Below are 21702 nucleotides of genomic sequence, written 5' to 3'. Positions count from 1 at the left end.
TTTATAAACATCCAACCAACGTTGGTTGCATAACAATAAGAGGTCACCTCCATGAGCGAACCAACAAGCCCTGCCCGCGTCGCCGTCATTCAGTTCGATCCTCAGGTGGGCGTGCGCAATCGAAGTGAAAACCTACGCCAGAGCCTCGTGCTGGCCACCGAAGCAGCAAACGGCGGTGCCAATCTGATAGTACTGCCCGAGCTTTCCAACTGCGGGTACTTCTTCAGCAGTCGCCAAGACGCCTTTGATCATGCGGAGACGGTACCCAGCGGGCAGAGCATGCGGGAGTGGATAGATTTTGCCCGTCAGCACAACGTGTATCTGGTGGCCGGTCTTAGCGAGATCGACGGGATGCAGCTGTTCAACACAGCGGTATTGATAGGTCCCGGTGGGTTTATAGGCAAGTACCGCAAGGCCCATTTGTGGAACCTGGAAAAACTCTGGTTCACCCCTGGAGATACAGGATTTCCGGTATTCGAAACGCCGATTGGTCGCATCGGCCTGCTGATTTGCTGGGACATCTGGTTCCCAGAGGTACCGCGCATTCTCAGTCAGCAAGGTGCCGATATCATTTGCAGTCTGAACAACTGGGTGTGGACGCCACCACCTCTTTTCGATGACGCCGGAAAGTGCATGGCGTCGTATTTGACGATGACAGCAGCCCATGTGAACAACGTGTTTATCGCTGCCGCCAGCCGCATCGGTGAAGAGCGGGATGCGCGCTACCTTGGATGCTCGCTGATCGCAGGAACCAATGGCTGGCCGATCGGCGCAGTAGCATCGGCAAATCGTCAGGAGATTTTGTTCGCCGATATCGACATCACCAGCGCCCGCAGCGCACCGATCTGGAACAGTCTCAACGATCTGCAAAGAGACCGACGCCATGATCTTTACGATCAGATGCTCGGATATTCCAAACACTCTGCCCTGCCTCGCTGAAAAGAGGGCATGCCATGGAAACCTTATTTGCCAAAAAAACCTTAACTGGCTCACGAGCCGATACTACGGTTCTCATCGTAGGCTTGATCGTCAGCTCGCTGGTGCTGTGGGTCGTATTCAGCCATCGAGGCTCCTGGCCGGGATACAGCGAGATGATTACAGGCTTCCCCCATCCGGCCGCCTGGTTGCGGTGGGTAGTGGGAGATATCAGCGAGGTTGCCTTCTATAAACATGAACTTGCATCACTTGGCCTGTTGAGCGGCGCTTACCTTGCATGGTGGGCGAGCAAGCGCGAAAAAGCCTGGCAGGGTTTTTCCATTTGCTATGGCAGCGGATTATGGCCTTGGCTGATAACAAGTTCTTTGATCGGGTTGCTGCTAAGCAACGTGCTGTGGGGTTGGAGCGTCACCGCCGAAACCTGGCAGCCAACATTTGCGGCGTTTGTTTCGTTGCCAGCCGCGATGGTGTTGATGTTTGGCGGGGGTTGGAAAGTCGCACTCAATGGTGCGGTGCTGGGCGCGTTGCTGGTTACACCGGCGTGCCTACTGATCGTCAATTTCGTGTGCATTCCATTGGGATTGCCGGCAGTTATCGGCAATGTGCTTGGAATGGCGTCTGGAAGCGTTATCGCGTTTGCACTGTGTCGCCGGGTGCCCTCGTTGGTGCGTTCAAACTACATAGCCCCAACCAGGCCATCGCCCGCTCCACCGCAATCGTATGGCGTAATCTGGAGCCTGCGCCGCGTGTTGGCGGACTTTTCCGAAGCACCGTTTTTCGGGAATGAGCTAGCCAGCCTCGGGCTGTTAGCCGGGGTATTGCTCGCCTATGCACTCAACCCCATGAGTCCGGCCTATGGTTCAGGCTTGCTTCTACACTTGCTAGGTGCGCAGGCACTGACTTCTGCCATCGGGGTCGTGATCTGGCGACGCCAATGGATCAAGCGGGGTTGGTATCCAACCTATGTTCCGTTGGTATCTGTGGTACCCGCAGCCGTACTTACCCATGGTGGCAGTTGGATGGTGATTGGCTCTAGTGCAATGCTCGGCGCACTGATCGCACCACCATTGGCCTGTGCCATCGCATCTAAGTTGCCTGCTCACTTTCATCCGTACATCGGCAATGTGATGTCGATGGCATTGAGTACGTTGATGATTGTGCCGGTAGTGGGATGGTTGGGAACTTGACGGACGTGGGGGTCGATCGGTTGCCGAAATGCATGCGGCCGCATTAAGCAAGTACGCTTCAAGCAATACCCTGTGGCGAGTGAGCGTACCCGCTTGCCATAGGGATAACAGCAACCCTTTAAAGCCATTGCCAACATCGACTCCTGAACCTCACCCCAAGCATCCTTGCACCTCGCATAGTGCCCCGCATACATCTGCGAACGCGCCTGCACAAAAGAGAAGTATCAGTCAGACGACTTCGCTTGCGCTCTAAAGTCACCTTTGCGTGATGCGCGTAAAAAGGTAGCCCGTTTACGCGCATCACCATCAGGTCGAGCGTAGCTTTAACCCGTAAAGCGGCGTCCCTGCCACCTTATCGCCGGCCTTAAGCCAACGGCACGCGACGGTTAGTCAATGCCATGCGCCCTACAAAGAAGCTCAACGCCGCACCCAGCAACAGCATCGCCAGCGTACTCCAGGCCGCGCGGGACAATTGCTTGGCCGCGACTTCACCTGCTTCACGGGCCTTCTGCTCAGCCTGCTGTTTCAGCTCGTCAACCTTCTGCATGGCTTGCTGATAAGCCTGGGCATAGTTGTCGACGATCTGTGTGGCTTCTTCCTTGCTCTTGCCGGTACGGGCAGCAACGATATTGACCAAGGCTTCTTTGTCAGCCGCGTTAAGCGCTGGCTCACCGGAGGCTTTGACGCGCTCAAACCACTGCTTCAGCGCATCGCCGGCCTGGGCAGGATCGGTCGCTGCGGTAGTCGCTGTCTGCTTGCCATCGGCGGCAGCCTGGTCGGTTTTCTGCTCAACATTGGCCGGGTCCAGCTCAGGCTTGCCGCTTTGCTTGAGCAAGGTGTCCAGTTCGCCTTGCAGGCTTTTCCAGTCCAGCTGGATGCCCTGCTCGTTCAGTTGCTGCTTGACGCTATCGCTGATGCCAGGCGCGGCGGCGGCAATCCCGCTACCGGCAGCAGACAAGCCTTTCCCAACCACGTTACCGGCGGTGCCAACCACACTGGCGGCCAAGCCTGCCAACAGCCAGGTGGTAAGCAAGGTGGTGACGGTCCAGGTCAGCACGCCGTGCAGGCCGCCACGATCCGGGGCCGTGCGGCCGGCAACGAAGGCACCCACACCGATGGCAAGTAATGTGGAGACAAACAGCCAGATCCCGGCCCCCGTGCCGAAACCGCTCAGCGGGTTACCGGCTTGCATCGGGTTAACCGCACTGGCACCGATGGCAGTGCCCAACACACTGAGGACCAGGTAGGTCACCAGGGCAATTGCACTACCGGCGAGCACCGAGCTCCAGGACACACGAAACAACGAGCGATTGGTTTCATAGACAGTGGTCATACAGAGGTCCTTCACATGTTGTTGAGGCAAGGCGAAATGCCTTGATGGATGGAGTCTGGCGAAACGACATACGTTCAGTCATGGCCCAAATGCACCAGTGCGCCTGGTGCATTCGCACTCCCCCGTACTCAGTTTCTTTGCACTATCGTGAAGGCAGGATGTCGTACGTCCATGCGCCCCTACACCGGAGAAATCATGACCCAGGATGTACTTGCCAAAGAAACCAACCGCCGCCAACTGCAGCAGATTATCTCCGGGCTCTCCGATGGGATTATCCTCGCGGAAGTCGACCAGACCATCCTGTGGGCCAATGAAGCCGCGCTGACCATGCACGGTGTGGATGACGTGGAGGCACTGGGTGCGAACGCCCAGGCCTACGCCGAGCGTTTTACCCTGCGTTATCGCAATAACCATCCCGTACAGCCGGATAGTTACCCATTGGCCCGCGCGGCGGCAGGCGATGAATTCAGCGACGTGGTGGTGGAAGTCACGCCCATCGCCGAGCCGGACAAAACCTGGGTCCACCGCCTGCGCAGCCTTGTGATCACTGACTCCCACGGCGAGCCGGAGTTACTGGTGTTGATCCTCAGCGACGCCACCGAATGGGCCAGCGCCGAGCAGCGCTTCGAAAAAACCTTCAACGCCAACCCCGCGCCCGCGGTGATTTGCCGCTTGAGCGACCTGCGCTACATCAAGGTCAACCAGGGCTTTTTGGAGATGACCGGCCACAACCGCGACCAGGTCATCGGCAAGTCCGTGTATGAACTGGATGTGCTGGAGCAGGCAGAGCGCAAAGACCTGGCCATCCAGCGCTTGGGCGAAGGCGCGACCATCCCGCAGATGCAGGCCGAACTGAAACTGCCCGAAGGCGGCAGCAAACTGGTGATCGTCGCCGGCCAGCCGCTGGACATGAACGAAGAAGACTGCATGCTGTTTTCGTTCACCGACCTTGAGCCTCGACGCAAGGCCGAAGTGGCCCTGCGCCAAAGTGAAGAACGTTTCGCCAAGTCGTTCCGCCTTACGCCGGTGCCCACGTTGGTGTGTAACGCCGCTAACCGCCAGGTGGTGGACGTCAACGAAGCCTTTATGAACATCACTGGCTATATCAGCGAAGAACTGATCGGTAAGTCCATCGAAGACATCGACTTTATCGACAGCCCCCAGGCAGGCACACAGTTGTTCACCACCCTGGAAAAAGCCGGCAACCTGGATGGCCAGGACCTCAAGGTGCGCAAAAAGGGCAACGAAGTGATCGACTGCGTGGTTTCCGCCGACACCGTGATCATCCAGGACGTGCCCTGCTACCTGCTGGTGCTGATGAACATCACCGAACGCAAGCGCTCGGAACTGGAGTTGGTGGCGGCCATCGAGGAAGTGATGCAGGACGCCTCTTGGTTCAGCCAGACCCTGATCGAAAAGCTGGCTAACGCCAAGAGCGTCAACAGCCCCAACCTGCCTAACGTCAACTTCACCGACCTCACCGCCCGCGAGCGCGATGTGCTGGGCTTGATCTGTGAAGGACTGGCCGACAAAGAGATCGCCTCACGCCTGAAACTGGCGCCCAACACCGTGCGCAACCACGTGGCCACGGTGTACTCCAAATTGGGGGTGCACAGCCGCAGCGCGGCCATCGTTTGGGCCCGCGAACGCGGGCTGTTCGCGAGTGAACTGCGCCTGAAAAACAAGCCCTGACAGTGCAAATGCACTAGTGCAGCTAGTGCGAATTCAACTTATGGCGGGGCGGCGTAAGCAATAACCTTCAAGGCATCGAACTGGATGCCCTGAAGGAACACGCATGTTTACCCTCGCCCAACTGCGAAATTGCATCGAAGAAGGCCTGTCGCCACTGACCTGCGAGTTCACCCTGTGCCGGGATGCGTCCTTGACCCTCAAGGTCTACGACGCCGATACCGGCCGGGTTGATCTGGTGGTTACCGGGATCAGCACCAACCGGCTGCAGACCCCGATAGAAGTGGAAAAAATGGTGGAAGAACTGCGCTACGAACTGCAGTGCAACACCATGGGCAAGCTCACGCTGAATGACTTCCCTTCAACGACGAACCAATGAAATAGAACACACCGCCGGCCACGATAAACATCCCCAGCATGTAGAACATCGTGTGGGCCGGCAGGTTGGCCAGTACCAGCCCACACAACACCGGCCCCAGGGCTGCGCCGAGGTTGGACAGGTTCTGCGCGCCGTAGTACATGCCCCTCAAATGGTCCGGGGCAATCCGGTCGATAAACATGTATTCGGCCGGGAACACGATAATCTCCCCCACCGTGAACACCGCCATTGCCAGGACCCACCACACCACGCTGGTGGACAGCGCAAAGCCGATCAGCCCCAACATGAACATGCTCAAGCCGAAGATGAGCCACTGGCTCAAATGACGGTGTGATATGCGCCGGCCGATCACATATTGCAAAGCGATCACCATTACCGCGTTGGTGGTGAGCACGGCGCTGATCACGGTGTAAGTGTGTTGCGCTGTGGTGGTGATCACCAGGTACTGCGACAGGTAGGCCGTGAACTGGCCGAACACGACTGCACTGAGCACACCGCCCATCGTGAAGCACACCAGCCGACGGTCCTGCAGCAATACACGGCCAACGGCAAGAAACGACACCGGCTTTTGCGCCACGTCCACTGTGGTTAACGTGCGATCGCCCCAGCGCCAATACAGCAGGAAAAACCCCGCCCCCAGCAGCGCCGATAACATAAACGGCAGGCTGATATCCATCTTCGCCACCATCGCACCGAAAAACGGCCCGACCGCGTAGCCAATGTTGGTAAGGGTGTACTTGATGGAAAACACTTCGCTGCGCGCGTCTTCCGGCAGCAGGCTCGCAAAGCCGGCCTTCACCGCAATATCGATGACCGCGTACGCAAGGTTGATCAGGATCAGGCAGCTATAAAACGTCCAGATGTTCTGCGCCACCAGCGTACCAATAAACCCCAGCACAAACAGCACGCTCATCCAGAGCAATAACCGATAGCTGTTGATGCGGTCGACCAGAAAACCGCCATACACGCTGAGCAGCGAGCCGACAATCAACGAGCTGCCGATCACCAGGCCAACTTGCGTGATGTCGAGGGTGAAATGATGGGTGAGGTAGATCACCAAGTAGGGAAACGTAATCGCCTTGGCCAGCGTCAGCAGCAACGTGGCGCTCAGCAACAGGTTAACGGTGCGGGGGTAGTTTCTTATTGTGGCAAGCATCCTGCTCTCATTCTTTGAAGGTAACGCGACCATTGCGGTCGGCTACCTTAACGCAAGAACAAGGCAAAAAGGAGGGTCACTTCTTGACGGGTGTGATCTCCAGAATGGTGCCGTTGGTGGTCTTGAGCAGTACGTATTTATCGCCCACCCGCGCCCATTGGCTTTCGTCCTCGGGCTGCTTGAGACCGCGCTTTTTCCAGTCGCTCACGGCCGACTCCTTGCGCATCAGAATATCCGGCGCGCGATCGCCTTCTTTCAGGTCACGGGTGTTGATGTTGGAAGGTTGCACAGTTTCCTGAGGCGTATCACCGGCCTGTACCACAAAGCTGGCGGTGGACAGGCTGGCGGCGACCAACAGGCAGGCAGCTAGGGTTTTAGACTTCATGGGTGCTCCTTCAATTAATGACACGTACCCAGGTTCGGACCGCGAGGGTTCGCAATCATTCAGCAAAGAACGCGGCTTAAAGACATCTACCGACGACTTCACCGCCCCCATTGCCTCCATGAAATAAAACCTGTAATTTTTCATGAAATTTCTCGATATAAATTTCATGAACCAGCAAGAAGAACTCGACGCCCTGGCGATCCTGATCCACGACCTGCGCAAGCACAAGAAGCTGACCCTCGCCCAACTCGCGCAAAAGATCGAGCGTTCGGTAGGCTTTCTGTCACAGGTGGAACGCGGCCTGTCACGTCCGACCGTGGCGGACCTCACTGCCATCAGCCACGCCCTCGACGTGCCCACCACGTACTTCTACAGCCAGCCCAAACCCAAGGCCATTGACTGGATCACGCGCCCCAACGAGCGGCGCACGGTGTATTACGCCAATGGCATCACCGACATCCTGGTCTCCCCCAGCATGAACGGCGCGTTTTCGATGCTCGACAGCCTGCTTGCTCCCGGTGCCAACAGTGGTGAGCAGACCATGAGCGACCGCGCCGAGCAGGCCGGTTTTGTGCTGGAGGGTGAATTAACACTGTGGGTCGAAGGCGAGGCCGATTCGGTCACCCTCGGCCCTGGCGACAGCTTCCACCTCGCCAGCTTTGCCCATTGCCGCTACGCCAACTTGACTGACCTGCCCGCCCGCGTGTTGTGGGTTTACAACTAGGAGCTGCACCCGTGAAAAGCCATGCCGCCACGTTACTGGCCGAAGTACGGACCTTTCGCCAGAACCACCCCGACGTGCGCTACGTCGACCTGATCGCCCTGGACATCCCCGGGCATTTCTACGGCAAGCGTTATCCCATAGAAATGCTGGAAAAGGTCGCCTCCGGCAGCCCGCTGAAGTTGCCACAGAACGCGGTGCTGCTGGGCGCCCAGGGCGGGTTGTTCAAGATCGGCGATTACTGCTTCAACGACGGCGACCCAGACGCCAACCGCCGCCTGGTGCCGGGCACGCTCAAGCCGGTGAACTGGGAATCGCAGCCCTTGGGCCAGATGTTGATCACCTCGGACGGTACCGACGCGCCGATCGAGTTCGAACCTCGCGAAGTCTTGGCCAAGGTGTTGGAACGCCTGCACCACAAAGGTATTCACCCGGTGGTGGCCTTCGAGCTGGAGTTCTATCTATTCGACAAGAAACTCGACAACGGCCTGCCGCAATTTGCCCGTGACCCACTGAGCGATGACGCCGACGACCAGCCCAACCTGCATATCGAACGGCTGTCACGCTTCAACGATGTACTCGACGATATGGCACAGACCGCCAAGGACCAGGGCATCGACATCACGGTGATCACCGCCGAACTCGGCCCCGGTCAGTTCGAGATCAACTTCGGCCACCTCGACGACGGCCTGCGCGCCGCCGACTGGGCCGCCCTGTTCTGTCGCAGCACCCGGGGCGTGGCACTCAAACACGGCTACCGCGCCAGTTTCATGGCCAAGCCCTACCTGCAATTTCCCGGCAGCGGCATGCACGTGCATGTCAGCCTCTACGACGGCGCGGGCAACAACCTGCTGGCGGCGCATCAGCAACAACCGCTGCGCCATGCGGTGGCCGGCTGCCTGGAATTACTGCCCCACTGCATGCCGATCTTCTCGCCCAACCACAACGCTTTCCGCCGCCTGGGCGGCACGGTCAACGCTGCCACCCGCGCCTGCTGGGGGTTTGAGGACCGCGACGCGTGCGTGCGCATCCCTGAGTCTGACCCACGCAACCTGCGCATCGAACATCGCCTGGCCAGCGCCGACGCCAACCCGTATTTGGTGCTGGCGGCGATCCTCGTCGGTTTGGAACATGGCCTGGAAGCCAAACAGGAGCCCATCGCGCCACTGAACGAGGACCGCGCCAGCGGCACCGACTTCCCAGTGGAAATGCTTGATGCCGTGCGCGCCATGCAGCATCAGCCAGTATTGCGCGATAAGCTGGGCGCCGAATTTGTCGACGTGTACTGCGAGAACAAACGCCAGGATCACCTGGCCTTCCAGCAAGAGATCCACGCGCGGGAATACCGCTGGTTTCTCTGACTCAACCGCCATGGAATCACCGATGACCGACCAAAGCGCCCCGGCCCTCAAGGAAATCTTCAACGTCGAACGCCTGCAACACATCGCCACTGAAATGACGGCGGTGTATCCCGCGTTCGACGCCAAAGGTTTCCTCAAACACGCCACCGCCGGGCTGGACGAGTTGTCGGTGATGCAGCGCATGGCACGGGTCAGCGAAAGCCTGCACACGGTGATCCCCCTGGATTACCCCAAAAGCCTCAAGCTGCTTTACGCCCTGGCGCCACGCCTGAACAGTGGATTTGTCAGCCTGTTTCTACCGCACTACGTGGCAAGTTACGGCCTGGCTGACTTCGAGCGCTCCATGGCGGCGCTCAAGTACTTCACCACCTTTGGCTCGGCCGAGTTCGCGATAAGACACTTCTTGCTGCACGACTTCGAACGCTCCCTGGCAGTGATGCAGGCGTGGTCCCTGGATGACAACGACCACGTACGCCGCCTGGCCAGCGAAGGCTCGCGGCCCCGTTTGCCATGGTCGTTTCGCCTGACCGAAGTGCAGGCCAACCCAGCGTTATGCGCCTCGATCCTCGACAACCTAAAGGCCGATCCGAGCCTCTACGTGCGCAAGTCCGTGGCCAATCACCTCAACGACATCACCAAGGACCATCCGGAATGGGTGCTCAGCCTGATCGAAGGCTGGAACCTGGATAACCCGCACACTGCCTGGATTGCACGTCATGCGCTGCGCAGCCTGATCAAACAGGGCAACACCCGTGCGCTGACCATCATGGGCGCCGGCGCCAGGGCCGAGGTGACGCTCCATAACTTGAGCGTGACGCCGGCGGTGATCAATCTGGGCGAGCGGATTAACCTGTCGTTCAGCCTGGAATCCACCGCGGCCAGTGCGCAAAAACTGGTGGTGGATTACGCCATCGACTATGTAAAAAGCGCCGGGCATAGCGCGAGCAAGGTGTTCAAGCTCAAGGCGTTTACGCTGGGCGCGGGAGAACGACACAGCCTGCGCCGCGAGCAACATATTCGTGAACTGACTACACGCAAGCACTATCCCGGTCGGCATAGGGTGCATGTCATGGTGAATGGAGAAAGGCTCGGCAGCGCTGAATTCGAATTGCGCGATTAACCCGATGTTTAGCCAACACCGCCGATCAATGTGGGAAGGGGCTTGCCCCCGATAGCGGTGTGTCAGCCAGCCCATCTGGCGACCGGCCCACCGCTACCGAGAGCAAGCCCACTCCCACAGTTTTGCTTCGGTTTCTTCAGGTCGACTCGCCGAGCAACAGTGGCTGCTCCCGCGCGCACAACTCCACCACGTAATCCCACAACACCCGCAGCCGCACCGACTTGTGCAGTTCCCTGCGCGAGCTGATCCAGTAGCTGCGCTGGATCCCCTCCCCCGGCAGCAACGCCACCAACTCCGGATCGCCGGCAGCCATGAAGCACGGCAACACCGCAATGCCCAATCCGGAGCGCGCAGCCTGGTGTTGTGCGATCACGCTGGTGCTGTGAAACACCACTTTGGGGTTACGGCAGAAGCTGCTGAGGAATTTCAGCTCCTGGCTGAACAACAGGTCGTCGACGTAATCGATCCAGGAATGGGCAGCGAGGTCTTCGCGTTTTTCGATGGCAGGGTTGCGGTCCAGGTAAGCGCGGCTGGCGTAAAGGGCCAGGCGGTAATCGGTGAGTTTGCGGGTGACCAGTTGGTCGACGCTGGGGCGTTCGAGGTGGATGCTGATTTCCGCTTCGCGATTGAGGATGCTGACAAAGCGCGGCACCGCCACCAGTTCCACTTCCAATCCCGGATAACGTTCAAACAGCCCGCCCATGCGACTGGCGAGAAACATCACGCCCAGGCCTTCAGCCACGCCGAGGCGGATCTTGCCCAGCGGCGCGGCGGAATGCGTGAGTTCGTCTTCGGCCAGCAGCGCAACGTTTTCCATGGCTTCAGCGTGTTTGAGCAGGGCCTCGCCGGAAGGCGTCAGTTCGTAGCCCTGGGCGTGCTGCACGAACAGCGCGGTGCCGAGGCTTTTTTCGATGGCCTCGATATGCCTGGCCACGGTGGCGTGGGTGGTTTTCAGGCGCTGCGCGGCAGTAAGCAGACGACCACTGCGTTGGAGCTCAAGAAAGAACCGTAGGTCGTTCCAGTCGAACATATCGCCTCCATTCAATCAGCCAGGGCAACGCTGTTTAAAAACGCACAGCAGCTGGGTAAAAACTAACATTTTTAAGACGAAAACTAACAACTAGGATGGAACCAATAAGAAAAACAAGCGAGGCCTCAGATGCCCATTGCAGCTGCACAATACGATTACGTGGTAGTAGGTGCCGGCCCCGCAGGCTGCCTGCTGGCCAATCGACTGTCCGCCAACCCTGCCCACCGCGTGCTCCTGCTCGAAGCCGGTGGCCGCGACAATTACCCCTGGATCCACATCCCCGTCGGCTACCTCTTCTGCATCGGCAACCCACGCACCGACTGGTGCTTCAAGACCGAAGCCCAGGAAGGCCTGCAAGGCCGTGCCCTGAGTTACCCGCGCGGCAAGGTGCTGGGCGGCTGCTCGTCCATCAACGGCATGATCTACATGCGCGGCCAGGCCCAGGATTACGACGGCTGGGCGGCGCAAGGTAACCCGGGCTGGGCCTGGAAAGATGTGCTGCCACTGTTCAAGCAGAGCGAAAACCACTTTGCCGGTGGCTCGGAATTCCACAGCGACGGCGGTGAATGGCGGGTCGAGCAGCAGCGCCTGTCGTGGCCGATCCTGGATGCATTTCGTGAGGCGGCAGCGCAAAGCGGCATCGCCGCTATCAATGACTTCAACCAGGGCGATAACGAAGGCTGCGGTTACTTCCAGGTCAACCAGAAAGCCGGCGTGCGCTGGAACGCGGCCAAGGCGTTTCTCAAGCCTATCCGCCAACGTCCCAACCTCACCGTGCTGACAGAAGTCGAAGTCGACCGCGTGGTCCTGGAAAACGGTCGCGCCTCAGCGGTGGTCGGGCGTCAAAACGGTCAGCAGATGAGTTGGAAAGCGTGCAAGGAGATCGTGCTGTGCGCCGGTTCCGTGGGCTCGCCAGGCATTCTGCAACGTTCAGGCATCGGCCCATCCAGCGTACTCAAGCCTCTGGGCATTGATGTGCTGCATGAACTGCCTGGCGTTGGCGGCAACTTGCAGGATCACCTGCAACTGCGGCTGATCTACAAGCTGGAAAAAGCCCGCACCCTGAACCAGATCGCCGGCACCGTGTGGGGCAAAATGGGCATGGGACTGCGCTACCTGTACGACCGCAGCGGCCCGCTGTCAATGGCGCCCAGTCAGCTCGGCGCGTTTGCCCGCTCCGGCCCGGAACAAACCTCGGCCAACCTCGAATACCACGTGCAGCCGCTATCCCTGGAGCGCTTCGGCGAGCCGCTGCACGCGTTCCCGGCATTCACCGCCTCGGTGTGTGATCTGCGCCCGCAAAGCCGTGGCCGTATTGATATCCGCTCGGCCAACCCGGCGGATGCGCCGCTGATACAACCCAACTACCTCAGCCATCCGCAAGACTTGCGCGTGGCCGCCGACGCGATTCGCCTGACCCGACGCATCGTCGCTGCCCCCGCCCTGAGCCAGTTCAAGCCGGTGGAGTATCTGCCCGGTGACTCGCTGCAAACCGAAGAGGAACTGCACGAAGCCGCCGCCCGTATCGGCACCACGATTTTCCACCCGGTGGGCACTTGCCGCATGGGCAGCGACAAAGACGCCGTGGTCGATGCGCAACTGCGGGTGCATGGCGTGCCCGGCCTGCGCATCGCCGATGCCTCGATCATGCCGCGCATTACGTCCGGCAATACCTGTTCACCGACGCTGATGATCGCGGAAAAGGCCGCGCAGCTGATCCTTTCGCCGAACACAAGGAGTCTCGCCCCGGAGAAAGAACTGGTTCATGCAATCTGAATAGCGGCGCCAAACCTGGCGCCGACAGTGGAACAACAATAAATAATCACTGTGAGGGCTACCCGATGTCAGAACACGCTCAAACCCTGGGCTCGACGAGAGACGCGAGCGCCAGCAACGACTCCAAAAAGGTCATCTTCGCCTCGTCCCTTGGGACGGTGTTCGAGTGGTATGACTTTTTCCTCTACGGCGCGCTGGCGGCCGTGATCAGCAAGCAGTTCTTTGCCGGGGTCAACGACACCACGGCATTTATCTTTGCCTTGATGGCCTTTGCAGCCGGCTTTGTGGTGCGCCCGTTCGGCGCGCTGGTGTTCGGCCGTCTGGGCGATATGATTGGGCGCAAGTACACGTTCCTGGTGACTATCATCCTGATGGGTGTCGCCACCTTCTGCGTCGGTTTGCTGCCGACCTACGCCAGCATCGGCATTGCGGCGCCGATCATTCTCATCGTGCTGCGCATGCTGCAAGGCCTGGCGTTGGGCGGTGAATACGGCGGCGCGGCGACCTATGTGGCCGAGCATGCACCCGCCGGCAAACGTGGCTTCCATACCAGTTGGATTCAGTCCACCGCTACCCTCGGCCTGCTGCTGTCGCTGCTGGTGGTGCTGGCCTGCCGCTACTTCACCGGCGACCAGTTCGAAGTGTGGGGCTGGCGCATTCCGTTCCTGTTTTCCATCGTACTGCTGGGCATTTCCACCTGGATCCGCATGAGCCTGCACGAGTCGCCGGCCTTCCTGAAGATGAAAGAGGAAGGCAAGGCCAGCAAGGCGCCGATCCGCGAGTCCTTCGGCAAATGGGAAAACCTCAAGGTCGTGCTGATTGCGCTGTTCAGCATTAACGGCGGGCAAGCGGTGACCTTCTACGCGGCGCAGTTTTACGTGCTGTTCTTCCTCACCCAATTCCTGAAGATGGACCCTGCATTGGCCAACATGCTGCTGATCATCAGCGTGGTGATCGGCGCGCCGTTCTTTATCTTCTTTGGCTGGCTGTCGGACAAAGTCGGGCGCAAGCCGGTGCTGATGCTCGGCCTGCTGCTGGCTACCTTGCTGTACTTCCCGATCTTCAAGAGCCTGGCGCACTACACCAACCCGGCGATGGACCAGGCCAGCACCCAGGCCCCGATCACCGTACTGGCCGACCCAGCCACCTGTACCTTCCAGTTCGACCCCGTGGGCAAGGCAAAATTTGACAGCCCGTGCGACAAGGTCAAGACCTTCCTGGTCAAGCAAGGCCTGCCCTACAGCAGCGCCGCCGCCCCCGCCGGCAGCCCGGTGCAGGTGAGCGTGGGCGACGTGCGTATCGACGGTTTTGACGAAAAAGCCCTGCGTGGCGCCGTGACCCTGGCCGGTTACCCGACTTCGGCGGATGTGGCTCAGGTCAACAAAGTCATGGTGGTGGTACTGATCGTTGCGCTGATCCTGATCGCGGCCATGTGCTACGGCCCGCTGGCGGCCCTGATGGTGGAACTGTTCCCGACGCGTATCCGCTACACCTCGATGTCACTGCCATACCACATCGGTAACGGCTGGTTTGGCGGGTTCCTGCCGACCGTGTCGTTTGCGCTGGTGGTGTACACAGGGGATATTTTCTACGGCTTGTGGTACCCGGTGGTGATTACCGGGGTGAGCCTGATTGTCGGGCTGTTCTTCCTCAAAGAAACGCGGCATGTGGATATCGATAACAACTGATCTACAGAACGGCGACAGTCCCCTGTGGGAGGGGGACTTGCTCCCGATAGCAGTGGTTCCGTCACCGTTGCAGTGACTGATAGACCACAATCGGGAGCAACCCCCCTCGCACATTGGCTTCGCAGTGCTCACATAATTTGCTGTATATCCATCCAGATAAAGGTTGATCAAATCCCTTCTTTTGCCCATTCTGCTCCCCATTCATCTGTGTAACGAATGGGCTGACCATGCGGCTGTACCTCTGTGAAAAACCCTCCCAGGCCAAGGACATCGCGGCCGTGCTCGGCGCCAGTCGCCGGGGCGACGGCTGCTGGCTGGGCAATGGGGTTACCGTCACCTGGTGCATCGGCCATCTGCTGGAAACCGCTCCGCCCGATGCCTATGACGCCAAGTACAAGCGCTGGGTACTGGCCGACCTGCCAATCGTCCCGGAAAAATGGAAAATGCTGGTCAAGCCCAAGACCGCCAGCCAGTTCAAGGCGGTCAAGCGCCTGCTGGGGGAAGCGCAGGAGTTGGTGATTGCCACCGACGCCGACCGCGAGGGCGAGATGATCGCCCGGGAGCTGGTGGAACACTGTCGTTATCGCGGGCCGATCCAGCGTTTGTGGCTGTCGGCACTGGATGACGCCTCCATTCGCAAAGCCCTGGCGGCGCTCAAGCCGGGTGCAGAGACGTTCAGCCTGTATCACTCGGCCCTGGGCCGCTCCCGCGCCGACTGGCTGATCGGTATGAACATGAGTCGCCTGTTTACGCTCCTTGGGCGTCAGTCCGGTTATCAAGGTGTGCTGCCGGTGGGTCGGGTGCAAACCCCGACTTTGCGTCTGGTGGTGGACCGCGATCGCAGCATCGCCGATTTCGTCCCCGTGGCTTATTGGGCCATCGATGTGGACCTGCGCCACGAACGCATGACCTTCACCGCCCAATGGCGGGCTGCCGAAGATGCCTGCGACGACCAAGGCCGCTGCCTGAACCCGCAACTTGCCCGAGAAGCCGCCGATGCCATGACCCGCGCCTCCAGCGCACGCCTGGTAAAACTGCGAACCGAACGCATGCGCGAAGTGGCGCCCCTGCCCTTCGACCTGGGCACCTTGCAGGAGATCTGCTCCAAGAAGCTCGGCCTCGGCGCCCAGGAAACCCTGGACATCGCCCAATCCCTCTACGAAACCCACAAAGTCATCACCTACCCGCGCAGTGATTGCGGCTACCTGCCGCTGAGCCAACACAGCGACGCACCAAAGATTCTCGCCGCACTGGGCCGTGCCGATACGGCAGTCAACGAGCTGATGCCCCATATCGACCCCCAACGCCGCTCGCGGGCCTGGAACGACGCCAAGGTCAGCGCTCACCACGGCATCATCCCCACGGGCGCTGGCAAGGACGTCGGGCAACTCACCGGTAAACATCGCGCGGTGTACACGCTGATTCGTGCGCGCTACCTGGCGCAGTTCCTGCCCAACCACGAATACGATCGCACCCAGGCGGATTTCGACTGCGCAGGTTTTGCATTGCGCGCGGTCGGCAAAGTCGTGATAGAGCCTGGCTGGAAGCGCGCCCTGCCCGAAGCGTTGGCGCCGACCAGAGGCCGTGAGACACCTGCGCCACAGGCCTTACCGACGCTGACACAGGGCCAGGACTACGCAGTGGACAAGGTCAACCTCAAGGATTTGTGGACTCAGCCGCCCAAACCCTTTACCGAAGGCGACCTGATCAAGGCAATGAAAAACGTCGCCAAACTGGTGGAAGACCCGCTCCTCAAGCAAAAACTCAAGGACACCACTGGTATCGGCACTGAAGCGACCCGCGCCGGGATTATCCAGGGTTTGCTTGATCGAGGTTACCTGGTGAAGAACGGCAAGGCGCTGTCGGCTACCCCGGCGGCGTTCAGCCTGATCGACGCAGTGCCCCGCGCCATCGCCGACCCCGGCACCACCGCAATCTGGGAACAAGCGCTGGACATGGTGCAAAGCGGCGAAATGAGCCTGGAAGAGTTCGTCGCCAAGCAGGCGGCCTGGATGAGCAAACAAGTGGCGCGATGCAATGGTATGCGCATGACCATCACTGGTCCGGCGAGCCCCGCAGGTCGAGGCACAGCCCCGTGGAAAAAGAAACGCAAGAGCGCCCCCCGCAAGACCGCTACCGGACCAAAGCGCGCCAAAAAGCCGACAACTGCGGGGTAAACCGCAAAAAAATCCGGCGAATGACGTTTTTCGACGGGTTTAACGCCGCTTTTGACCTTGCTCCCGCGCAGGCCGTCTAGGATTCTTTAGGGCACCTTGACTACCTGATAACAACACCGGAGTGGCCGCCATGAAAACTGTCGCAGAAGTACTCAAAGCCAAGGATCTTAAAAACCAGGACGTCCACACCATCCAATGGGACCACACCGTGTTTGAAGCGCTGGTGCGGATGTCGGAGAAAAACGTCGGGGCCTTGCCGGTCGTCAAGGAAGGTGTGGTGGTGGGGATCATCAGCGAGCGCGATTACGCACGTAAGCTCATTCTCAAAGGTCTATCGTCGGTAACGACGCGGGTCGATGAAGTTATGAGTTCGCCGGTGATATGCGTCGGCCCTCACAAAAAGGTCGATGAGTGCATGAATATCATGACCGACAGTCACCTTCGCCACCTACCTGTGGTCGAAGAAGGTCAGCTGTTGGGCCTGTTGTCCATCGGCGATCTGGTGAAGGAAGCCATTGCCGACCAGGCAGACCTGATTAAACAGCTGGAGCAGTACATCCGCGGCGAATAGGGAGACCCCATGCTCGACAGCCAGGAACACCAGGAAGACCACCTCGACATCCTGCACCGGGCCATGGCCGAACGGCGCTTTCTGGTGCTGACCGGTGCAGGGATCAGTACGTCGTCGGGAATTCCCGATTACCGCGACAGCGAGGGCGTGCGCCGAGGCAAGGCACCGATGATGTACCAGGAATTCCTGGCCACGCCACAGGCTCGTCGCCGTTACTGGGCACGCGCGATGTTGGGGTGGCCAAGGGTACGCATTGCCACGCCGAACAAAGCGCACATGGCGCTGGCGACGCTGCAGCAACGCCAGCGCATCAGCGGGCTGATCACGCAAAACGTCGACACGCTGCATGACCAAGCCGGTAGTCACGACGTGATCGAACTGCATGGCAGCCTGCACAGGGTGCTATGCCTTGACTGTCAGCAGCGCAGTGATCGCAACGTCATCCAACGGTTGATGGAAGCCGAGAACCCCTATCTGGCGGGCGTTGATGCCGTTCAAGCGCCGGATGGCGATACCCTCCTCGACCCTGCGTTTGAAGAGCGCTTCCAAGTTCCCCGATGCCCCTATTGCCACGGTCAACGACTGAAGCCGGACGTAGTGTTTTTCGGTGAAAACGTCGCCACGGCGACGGCCGCCGCAGCGATGGCTGCGGTGGAACATGCCGAGGGGTTGCTGGTAGTGGGATCGTCGCTGATGGCCTATTCGGCATTTCGTCTGTGCAAGGCAATGGTCGAGCAAGGCAAACCGGTGATCGCCATCAACCTGGGCAAGACCCGTGGGGATGAGTTGTTGCAGATGAAGGTCCAAGCATCGTGCGAGGTATTACTGCCCTTGCTGGCGGAACGGCTTATCTGAAGTGTGGAACGCTCACCCCTGGATGCTCGCCACTAAAGCCTTCGAAGACCGAACCAAACCTCCAAAAAGTGACGCCCAAGTCACGTTATCCCGCATTTCCCCGTCCCCACAACGATTTATGTAGTGAATAAAAATAATCACTACATAACCGTTGACGTAACCTTTTTGTCCTTGCATTATCGAGACGTCTCCCGGATCGGGAGCGTTGGTAACAAGCGTTTTGAAAGAGCTCGTCTGACCGCCGAGCTGTTTTTTCCGGATGTGCACTGCCCACAAGGCAGATTGATGAAGCTGACCCACCCCGGAGGGATGGGTACAAGGAGCTCAAACGCTGCTTGTCTTCGTTATGAAACCATTGCGTAGCAGTTCATCAGCAAGACTACATGCATCAGGTTCAAGACCCTGCCCGTACTCGGCAGACAGTCACTGACGCCCGGTTTTCAGAACCGGAGACAACTAAGCAGTTTTAACGGAATTAACTGATAGATCGCCAACTGGTCAAGGGGCTTACACATGAATCTGAACAACCAACCAACTATCGATGAATTGGCTGAGATGTTCGCAGCGCAGAAAGACACACTCGACGACCATATCTTGTGGATTGGTAAATCGGGCGAAGTGCAACTTGACTGCCTGGAGCCCAATACCGAAGAAGCCGAGTTTGACCGCAATAACCGTGAACTGGCAGCGCGCCTGAAGGTGTACCGCCGTGGCCAGGGTTATGTCGGCAAGAAGGCCGCGGCTGATCGCAACTTTATCGAGCAGGTCTTTCATACACTCAATACCGAATGGCAGAACCTTAAAGGCCAATCGCAAGTAAAAGTGATTGATAGATACTGCTGATCACTCAGCATTAAATATTAAAGCCCGCTCGTTAGTTCGAGCGGGCTTTTTAATTACTGCCTTATAACAACGCCGGAAACCGCCCCTTCCCCGCTTCATCCCGAAAAATATCAAACAATACTTGCGCCGCCGCCGACAGCTCATGCCCAGGCTTGGTCAGCACACCAATCGGCCGCTCAATCACCGGGCTGTTTAAGGTGATGCAATGAGCGCCAGCCTCTTCCATCTGCTGGGCACACAACGCAGGCACGGCGCTGACGCCGAGGCCATTGGCAACCATCTTGCCAACCGTTGCCAGTTGATGGCTTTCCAGCGCCACGGGCAGTTTCATCCGCAAGGCGCCCAAGTGCTCTTCCAGCATCACTCGTACCGTGGACGGTCGCTGCAACGTGATGAACGGCTGCTCCAGCAACGTCGCCCAATCGATCTCGGCACAGTGCGCCAAAGGCGAATCACCCGGCACTACGGCAATAAAGCGATCCAAGTACAACGGTGTGAATGCCAAAGACGAGCCTTCCGACGGCTCAAATGCGACGCCCAGCTCCACCTGACGGTCGCGAACCATCTCCAGCACTTGCTCATTGATCAAGTCATGCACTGTCACATTCACTTGGGGGTAACGTGCACGGAATATCTTCAGGATCGGCGGCAGCAAATTGCCTGCAAACGATGGCATCGCCGCCACCGTGACCCGACCGCGTTGCAGCGTGAACCGTTGGCGCAGTTCATCTTCCGCATTATCCCAATCCGCAATCAGCCGGCGCGCCAGGGGCAACAGGGATTCACCTTCCGGGGTCAGTGCAACGTTGCGGGTGTTACGGCTGAACAAGCGGCCACCCAATCCTTCTTCCAAGCCCTTGATCGTCAGGCTCAGCGCCGATTGAGAGAGATGCAAACGCTCGCAGGCGGCGGCAAAACTCAGGCTCTGGGCCACGGCGAGAAACGCCCGCATCTGCTTAACGGTCATGACGCTGCTCCGAGGGGGAATGAACTATGCTGTTTTTTAAATCAATCAACCTTAAAAAACAACTTAACAAATCAATCCGTCAGCGCAACACTCGGTTCACTGGCTGGACCACACACAATAAAAGAGGTGCATATGGCAGGTTTCGATAAACGCGTAGCGTCCTATGAAGAAGCGCTGGCAGGCCTGGAAGACGGCATGACCGTACTCTCCGGCGGTTTTGGCCTGTGCGGCATTCCAGAAAACCTCATCAACGAGATCAAGCGCAAAGGCACCCGCGACCTGACCGTCGTTTCCAACAACTGCGGTGTCGACGGTTTCGGCTTGGGCGTGCTGCTGGAAGAAAAGCAGATCAGCAAAGTGATCGCCTCCTATGTGGGTGAAAACGCTCTGTTCGAGAAACAACTGCTCAGCGGCGAAATTGAAGTGGTCCTCACCCCCCAGGGCACCCTCGCAGAGAAAATGCGCGCAGGCGGTGCCGGTATCCCGGCCTTCTTCACCGCCACCGGTGTTGGCACCCCCGTCGCCGAGGGCAAGGAAATCCGCGAATTCAATGGTCGTCCGTACCTGATGGAAGAATCCATCACCGGCGACTTCGCCATCGTCAAAGGCTGGAAAGCCGACCACTTCGGCAACGTCATCTATCGCCACACCGCCCAGAACTTCAACCCGCTGGCCGCCACTGCCGGCAAGATCACCGTGGTCGAAGTCGAGGAAATCGTCGAACCGGGCGAGCTGGACCCGGCGCAGATCCACACCCCTGGCATCTACGTCGACCGGATCATCTGCGGCACGTTCGAGAAGCGCATCGAACAGCGCACCGTGCGCAAATAATCTGCCTCCAGCCCTAAGAATAAGAGGAACACAACCATGGCTCTGACCCGCGAACAAATGGCCCAACGCGTCGCCCGCGAAATGCAGGACGGTTTCTACGTGAACCTCGGCATCGGCATTCCGACCCTGGTGGCCAACTACATTCCCGAAGGCATGGAAGTCATGCTGCAATCGGAAAACGGCCTGCTGGGCATGGGGCCGTTTCCTACCGAAGAAACCATCGATGCCGACATGATCAACGCCGGCAAGCAAACCGTGACCGCGCGTATCGGCGCGTCGATTTTCTCCTCTGCCGAGTCTTTCGCGATGATTCGCGGCGGCCACGTCGACCTCACCGTGCTTGGCGCGTTTGAAGTCGACGTACACGGCAACATCGCCTCGTGGATGATCCCTGGCAAATTGGTCAAAGGCATGGGCGGCGCCATGGACCTGGTGGCAGGCGCGGAAAACATCATCGTGATCATGACTCACGCGTCCAAGGACGGCGAATCCAAGTTGCTCAGCCAGTGCAGCCTGCCGCTGACCGGCGCCAACTGCATCAAGCGTGTCCTGACCGACCTGGCGTACCTGGAAATCGAAAATGGCGCTTTTGTCCTCAAGGAACGCGCACCAGGCGTCAGCGTTGAAGAGATTGTGAGCAAGACCGCCGGTAAACTGATCGTCCCGGACCACGTTCCAGAAATGCACTTCCAGTGAG

The 21702-nt window shown here is 59.0% G+C and carries 20 protein-coding genes; 15 read left to right on the top strand and 5 right to left on the bottom strand.

The genetic code is table 11. The annotated features are described in order from the left end of the window. Positions 1-51 precede the first annotated feature (51 nt). Complete coding sequence (locus G9Q84_RS25490) at positions 52-939, top strand: nitrilase family protein (RefSeq protein ID WP_099603168.1); 888 nt, start codon at positions 52-54, stop codon at positions 937-939. 14 nt (positions 940-953) lie between these two features. After that, positions 954-2123 carry a hypothetical protein gene (locus G9Q84_RS25485; RefSeq protein ID WP_181644281.1) on the top strand — a complete coding sequence of 390 codons (1170 nt, stop codon included), beginning with the start codon at positions 954-956 and terminating at the stop codon, positions 2121-2123. Positions 2124-2487: 364 nt separating this feature from the next. On the opposite strand, the gene G9Q84_RS25480 is transcribed toward G9Q84_RS25485, so the two are convergent. Further along, positions 2488-3456, bottom strand: a complete 969-nt coding sequence (locus tag G9Q84_RS25480; protein ID WP_032886629.1) for a hypothetical protein — start codon at positions 3454-3456, stop codon at positions 2488-2490. A 195-nt stretch (positions 3457-3651) separates the two neighbouring features. Between G9Q84_RS25480 and G9Q84_RS25475 the strand changes: the two genes are divergently transcribed. Both G9Q84_RS25475 and G9Q84_RS25470 read left to right on the top strand, forming a co-directional pair. After that, positions 3652-5148 (top strand): PAS domain S-box protein, encoded by a 1497-nt coding sequence (locus tag G9Q84_RS25475; RefSeq protein WP_095186527.1) that lies wholly within the window; start codon positions 3652-3654, stop codon positions 5146-5148. A 103-nt stretch (positions 5149-5251) separates the two neighbouring features. Next, a complete protein-coding gene (locus G9Q84_RS25470) occupies positions 5252-5524 on the top strand; it encodes a DUF1652 domain-containing protein (RefSeq protein ID WP_032886630.1) in 273 nt (90 codons plus the stop codon). On the opposite strand, the gene G9Q84_RS25465 is transcribed toward G9Q84_RS25470, so the two are convergent. After that, positions 5487-6680 (bottom strand): MFS transporter, encoded by a 1194-nt coding sequence (locus G9Q84_RS25465; protein WP_181644280.1) that lies wholly within the window; start codon positions 6678-6680, stop codon positions 5487-5489. The genes G9Q84_RS25470 and G9Q84_RS25465 overlap by 38 nt on opposite strands. A 76-nt stretch (positions 6681-6756) precedes the next feature. Continuing rightward, the gene (locus tag G9Q84_RS25460; RefSeq protein WP_032886633.1) at positions 6757-7065 is read right to left on the bottom strand and encodes an RcnB family protein; all 309 of its coding nucleotides are present in this window, start codon (positions 7063-7065) and stop codon (positions 6757-6759) included. A 166-nt stretch (positions 7066-7231) separates the two neighbouring features. On the opposite strand from G9Q84_RS25460, the gene G9Q84_RS25455 reads away from it, so the two are divergent. Genes G9Q84_RS25455 through G9Q84_RS25445 form a run of 3 tightly spaced genes read left to right on the top strand, consistent with a single transcriptional unit; the run spans position 7232 to position 10267 of the window. Then, complete coding sequence (locus G9Q84_RS25455) at positions 7232-7789, top strand: helix-turn-helix domain-containing protein (protein WP_032886635.1); 558 nt, start codon at positions 7232-7234, stop codon at positions 7787-7789. Between the two features lie 11 nt (positions 7790-7800). Then, entirely contained in the window at positions 7801-9147 is a 1347-nt protein-coding gene (locus G9Q84_RS25450) for a glutamine synthetase family protein (RefSeq protein WP_122753696.1), read from the top strand. Positions 9148-9169: 22 nt separating this feature from the next. After that, positions 9170-10267: a DNA alkylation repair protein gene (locus tag G9Q84_RS25445; protein WP_122756075.1), complete on the top strand. Its 1098-nt coding sequence runs from the start codon at positions 9170-9172 to the stop codon at positions 10265-10267. A 136-nt stretch (positions 10268-10403) separates the two neighbouring features. On the opposite strand, the gene G9Q84_RS25440 is transcribed toward G9Q84_RS25445, so the two are convergent. Continuing rightward, positions 10404-11297 (bottom strand): LysR family transcriptional regulator, encoded by an 894-nt coding sequence (locus tag G9Q84_RS25440; RefSeq protein ID WP_032886642.1) that lies wholly within the window; start codon positions 11295-11297, stop codon positions 10404-10406. Between the two features lie 129 nt (positions 11298-11426). On the opposite strand from G9Q84_RS25440, the gene G9Q84_RS25435 reads away from it, so the two are divergent. From G9Q84_RS25435 to G9Q84_RS25410, 6 genes are all read left to right on the top strand, one after another. Then, on the top strand, positions 11427-13073 hold the full coding sequence (locus G9Q84_RS25435) for a GMC family oxidoreductase (protein ID WP_099603175.1): 1647 nt from the start codon (positions 11427-11429) through the stop codon (positions 13071-13073). 65 nt (positions 13074-13138) lie between these two features. After that, the gene (locus G9Q84_RS25430; protein ID WP_032886646.1) at positions 13139-14761 is read left to right on the top strand and encodes an MFS transporter; all 1623 of its coding nucleotides are present in this window, start codon (positions 13139-13141) and stop codon (positions 14759-14761) included. Positions 14762-14988: 227 nt separating this feature from the next. Continuing rightward, entirely contained in the window at positions 14989-16938 is a 1950-nt protein-coding gene (locus G9Q84_RS25425; protein WP_181644279.1) for a DNA topoisomerase III, read from the top strand. 130 nt (positions 16939-17068) lie between these two features. After that, on the top strand, positions 17069-17509 hold the full coding sequence (locus tag G9Q84_RS25420) for a CBS domain-containing protein (protein WP_181644278.1): 441 nt from the start codon (positions 17069-17071) through the stop codon (positions 17507-17509). Between the two features lie 9 nt (positions 17510-17518). After that, on the top strand, positions 17519-18364 hold the full coding sequence (locus G9Q84_RS25415; protein ID WP_095186512.1) for an NAD-dependent protein deacetylase: 846 nt from the start codon (positions 17519-17521) through the stop codon (positions 18362-18364). Positions 18365-18877: 513 nt separating this feature from the next. Further along, positions 18878-19207 (top strand): hypothetical protein, encoded by a 330-nt coding sequence (locus G9Q84_RS25410; protein ID WP_032886651.1) that lies wholly within the window; start codon positions 18878-18880, stop codon positions 19205-19207. A 61-nt stretch (positions 19208-19268) separates the two neighbouring features. Here the strand turns inward: G9Q84_RS25410 and G9Q84_RS25405 are convergent, their stop codons facing one another. After that, positions 19269-20174, bottom strand: coding sequence for a LysR family transcriptional regulator (locus G9Q84_RS25405; RefSeq protein ID WP_099603180.1), 906 nt, complete (start codon positions 20172-20174; stop codon positions 19269-19271). Positions 20175-20306: 132 nt separating this feature from the next. Here G9Q84_RS25405 and G9Q84_RS25400 point away from each other — a divergent pair, with 132 nt between their 5' ends. Both G9Q84_RS25400 and G9Q84_RS25395 read left to right on the top strand, forming a co-directional pair. Next, a complete protein-coding gene (locus G9Q84_RS25400; protein WP_181644277.1) occupies positions 20307-21005 on the top strand; it encodes a CoA transferase subunit A in 699 nt (232 codons plus the stop codon). 36 nt (positions 21006-21041) lie between these two features. Next, entirely contained in the window at positions 21042-21701 is a 660-nt protein-coding gene (locus tag G9Q84_RS25395; protein WP_032886654.1) for a CoA transferase subunit B, read from the top strand. The last annotated feature ends 1 nt before the right edge of the window (position 21702 follow it).

It is taken from the genome of Pseudomonas sivasensis (assembly GCF_013778505.1).
GTDB lineage: Bacteria > Pseudomonadota > Gammaproteobacteria > Pseudomonadales > Pseudomonadaceae > Aquipseudomonas > Aquipseudomonas sivasensis.
The sequence above is the reverse complement of the archived record's forward strand: the minus strand, read 5'-3'. Positions and strand labels throughout refer to the sequence as shown.

Excerpts from the sequence above, each read along its gene's own strand:
- G9Q84_RS25410 (WP_032886651.1), top strand. The coding sequence starts at position 18,878 with ATGAATCTGAACAACCAACCAACTATCGATGAATTGGCTGAGATGTTC.
- G9Q84_RS25480 (WP_032886629.1), bottom strand. The coding sequence starts at position 3,456 with ATGACCACTGTCTATGAAACCAATCGCTCGTTGTTTCGTGTGTCCTGG.
- G9Q84_RS25405 (WP_099603180.1), bottom strand. The coding sequence starts at position 20,174 with ATGACCGTTAAGCAGATGCGGGCGTTTCTCGCCGTGGCCCAGAGCCTG.
- G9Q84_RS25430 (WP_032886646.1), top strand. The coding sequence starts at position 13,139 with ATGTCAGAACACGCTCAAACCCTGGGCTCGACGAGAGACGCGAGCGCC.
- G9Q84_RS25440 (WP_032886642.1), bottom strand. The coding sequence starts at position 11,297 with ATGTTCGACTGGAACGACCTACGGTTCTTTCTTGAGCTCCAACGCAGT.
- G9Q84_RS25455 (WP_032886635.1), top strand. The coding sequence starts at position 7,232 with ATGAACCAGCAAGAAGAACTCGACGCCCTGGCGATCCTGATCCACGAC.
- G9Q84_RS25460 (WP_032886633.1), bottom strand. The coding sequence starts at position 7,065 with ATGAAGTCTAAAACCCTAGCTGCCTGCCTGTTGGTCGCCGCCAGCCTG.
- G9Q84_RS25485 (WP_181644281.1), top strand. The coding sequence starts at position 954 with ATGGAAACCTTATTTGCCAAAAAAACCTTAACTGGCTCACGAGCCGAT.
- G9Q84_RS25425 (WP_181644279.1), top strand. The coding sequence starts at position 14,989 with ATGCGGCTGTACCTCTGTGAAAAACCCTCCCAGGCCAAGGACATCGCG.
- G9Q84_RS25400 (WP_181644277.1), top strand. The coding sequence starts at position 20,307 with ATGGCAGGTTTCGATAAACGCGTAGCGTCCTATGAAGAAGCGCTGGCA.
- G9Q84_RS25470 (WP_032886630.1), top strand. The coding sequence starts at position 5,252 with ATGTTTACCCTCGCCCAACTGCGAAATTGCATCGAAGAAGGCCTGTCG.
- G9Q84_RS25415 (WP_095186512.1), top strand. The coding sequence starts at position 17,519 with ATGCTCGACAGCCAGGAACACCAGGAAGACCACCTCGACATCCTGCAC.
- G9Q84_RS25420 (WP_181644278.1), top strand. The coding sequence starts at position 17,069 with ATGAAAACTGTCGCAGAAGTACTCAAAGCCAAGGATCTTAAAAACCAG.
- G9Q84_RS25490 (WP_099603168.1), top strand. The coding sequence starts at position 52 with ATGAGCGAACCAACAAGCCCTGCCCGCGTCGCCGTCATTCAGTTCGAT.
- G9Q84_RS25465 (WP_181644280.1), bottom strand. The coding sequence starts at position 6,680 with ATGCTTGCCACAATAAGAAACTACCCCCGCACCGTTAACCTGTTGCTG.
- G9Q84_RS25435 (WP_099603175.1), top strand. The coding sequence starts at position 11,427 with ATGCCCATTGCAGCTGCACAATACGATTACGTGGTAGTAGGTGCCGGC.
- G9Q84_RS25475 (WP_095186527.1), top strand. The coding sequence starts at position 3,652 with ATGACCCAGGATGTACTTGCCAAAGAAACCAACCGCCGCCAACTGCAG.
- G9Q84_RS25445 (WP_122756075.1), top strand. The coding sequence starts at position 9,170 with ATGACCGACCAAAGCGCCCCGGCCCTCAAGGAAATCTTCAACGTCGAA.
- G9Q84_RS25395 (WP_032886654.1), top strand. The coding sequence starts at position 21,042 with ATGGCTCTGACCCGCGAACAAATGGCCCAACGCGTCGCCCGCGAAATG.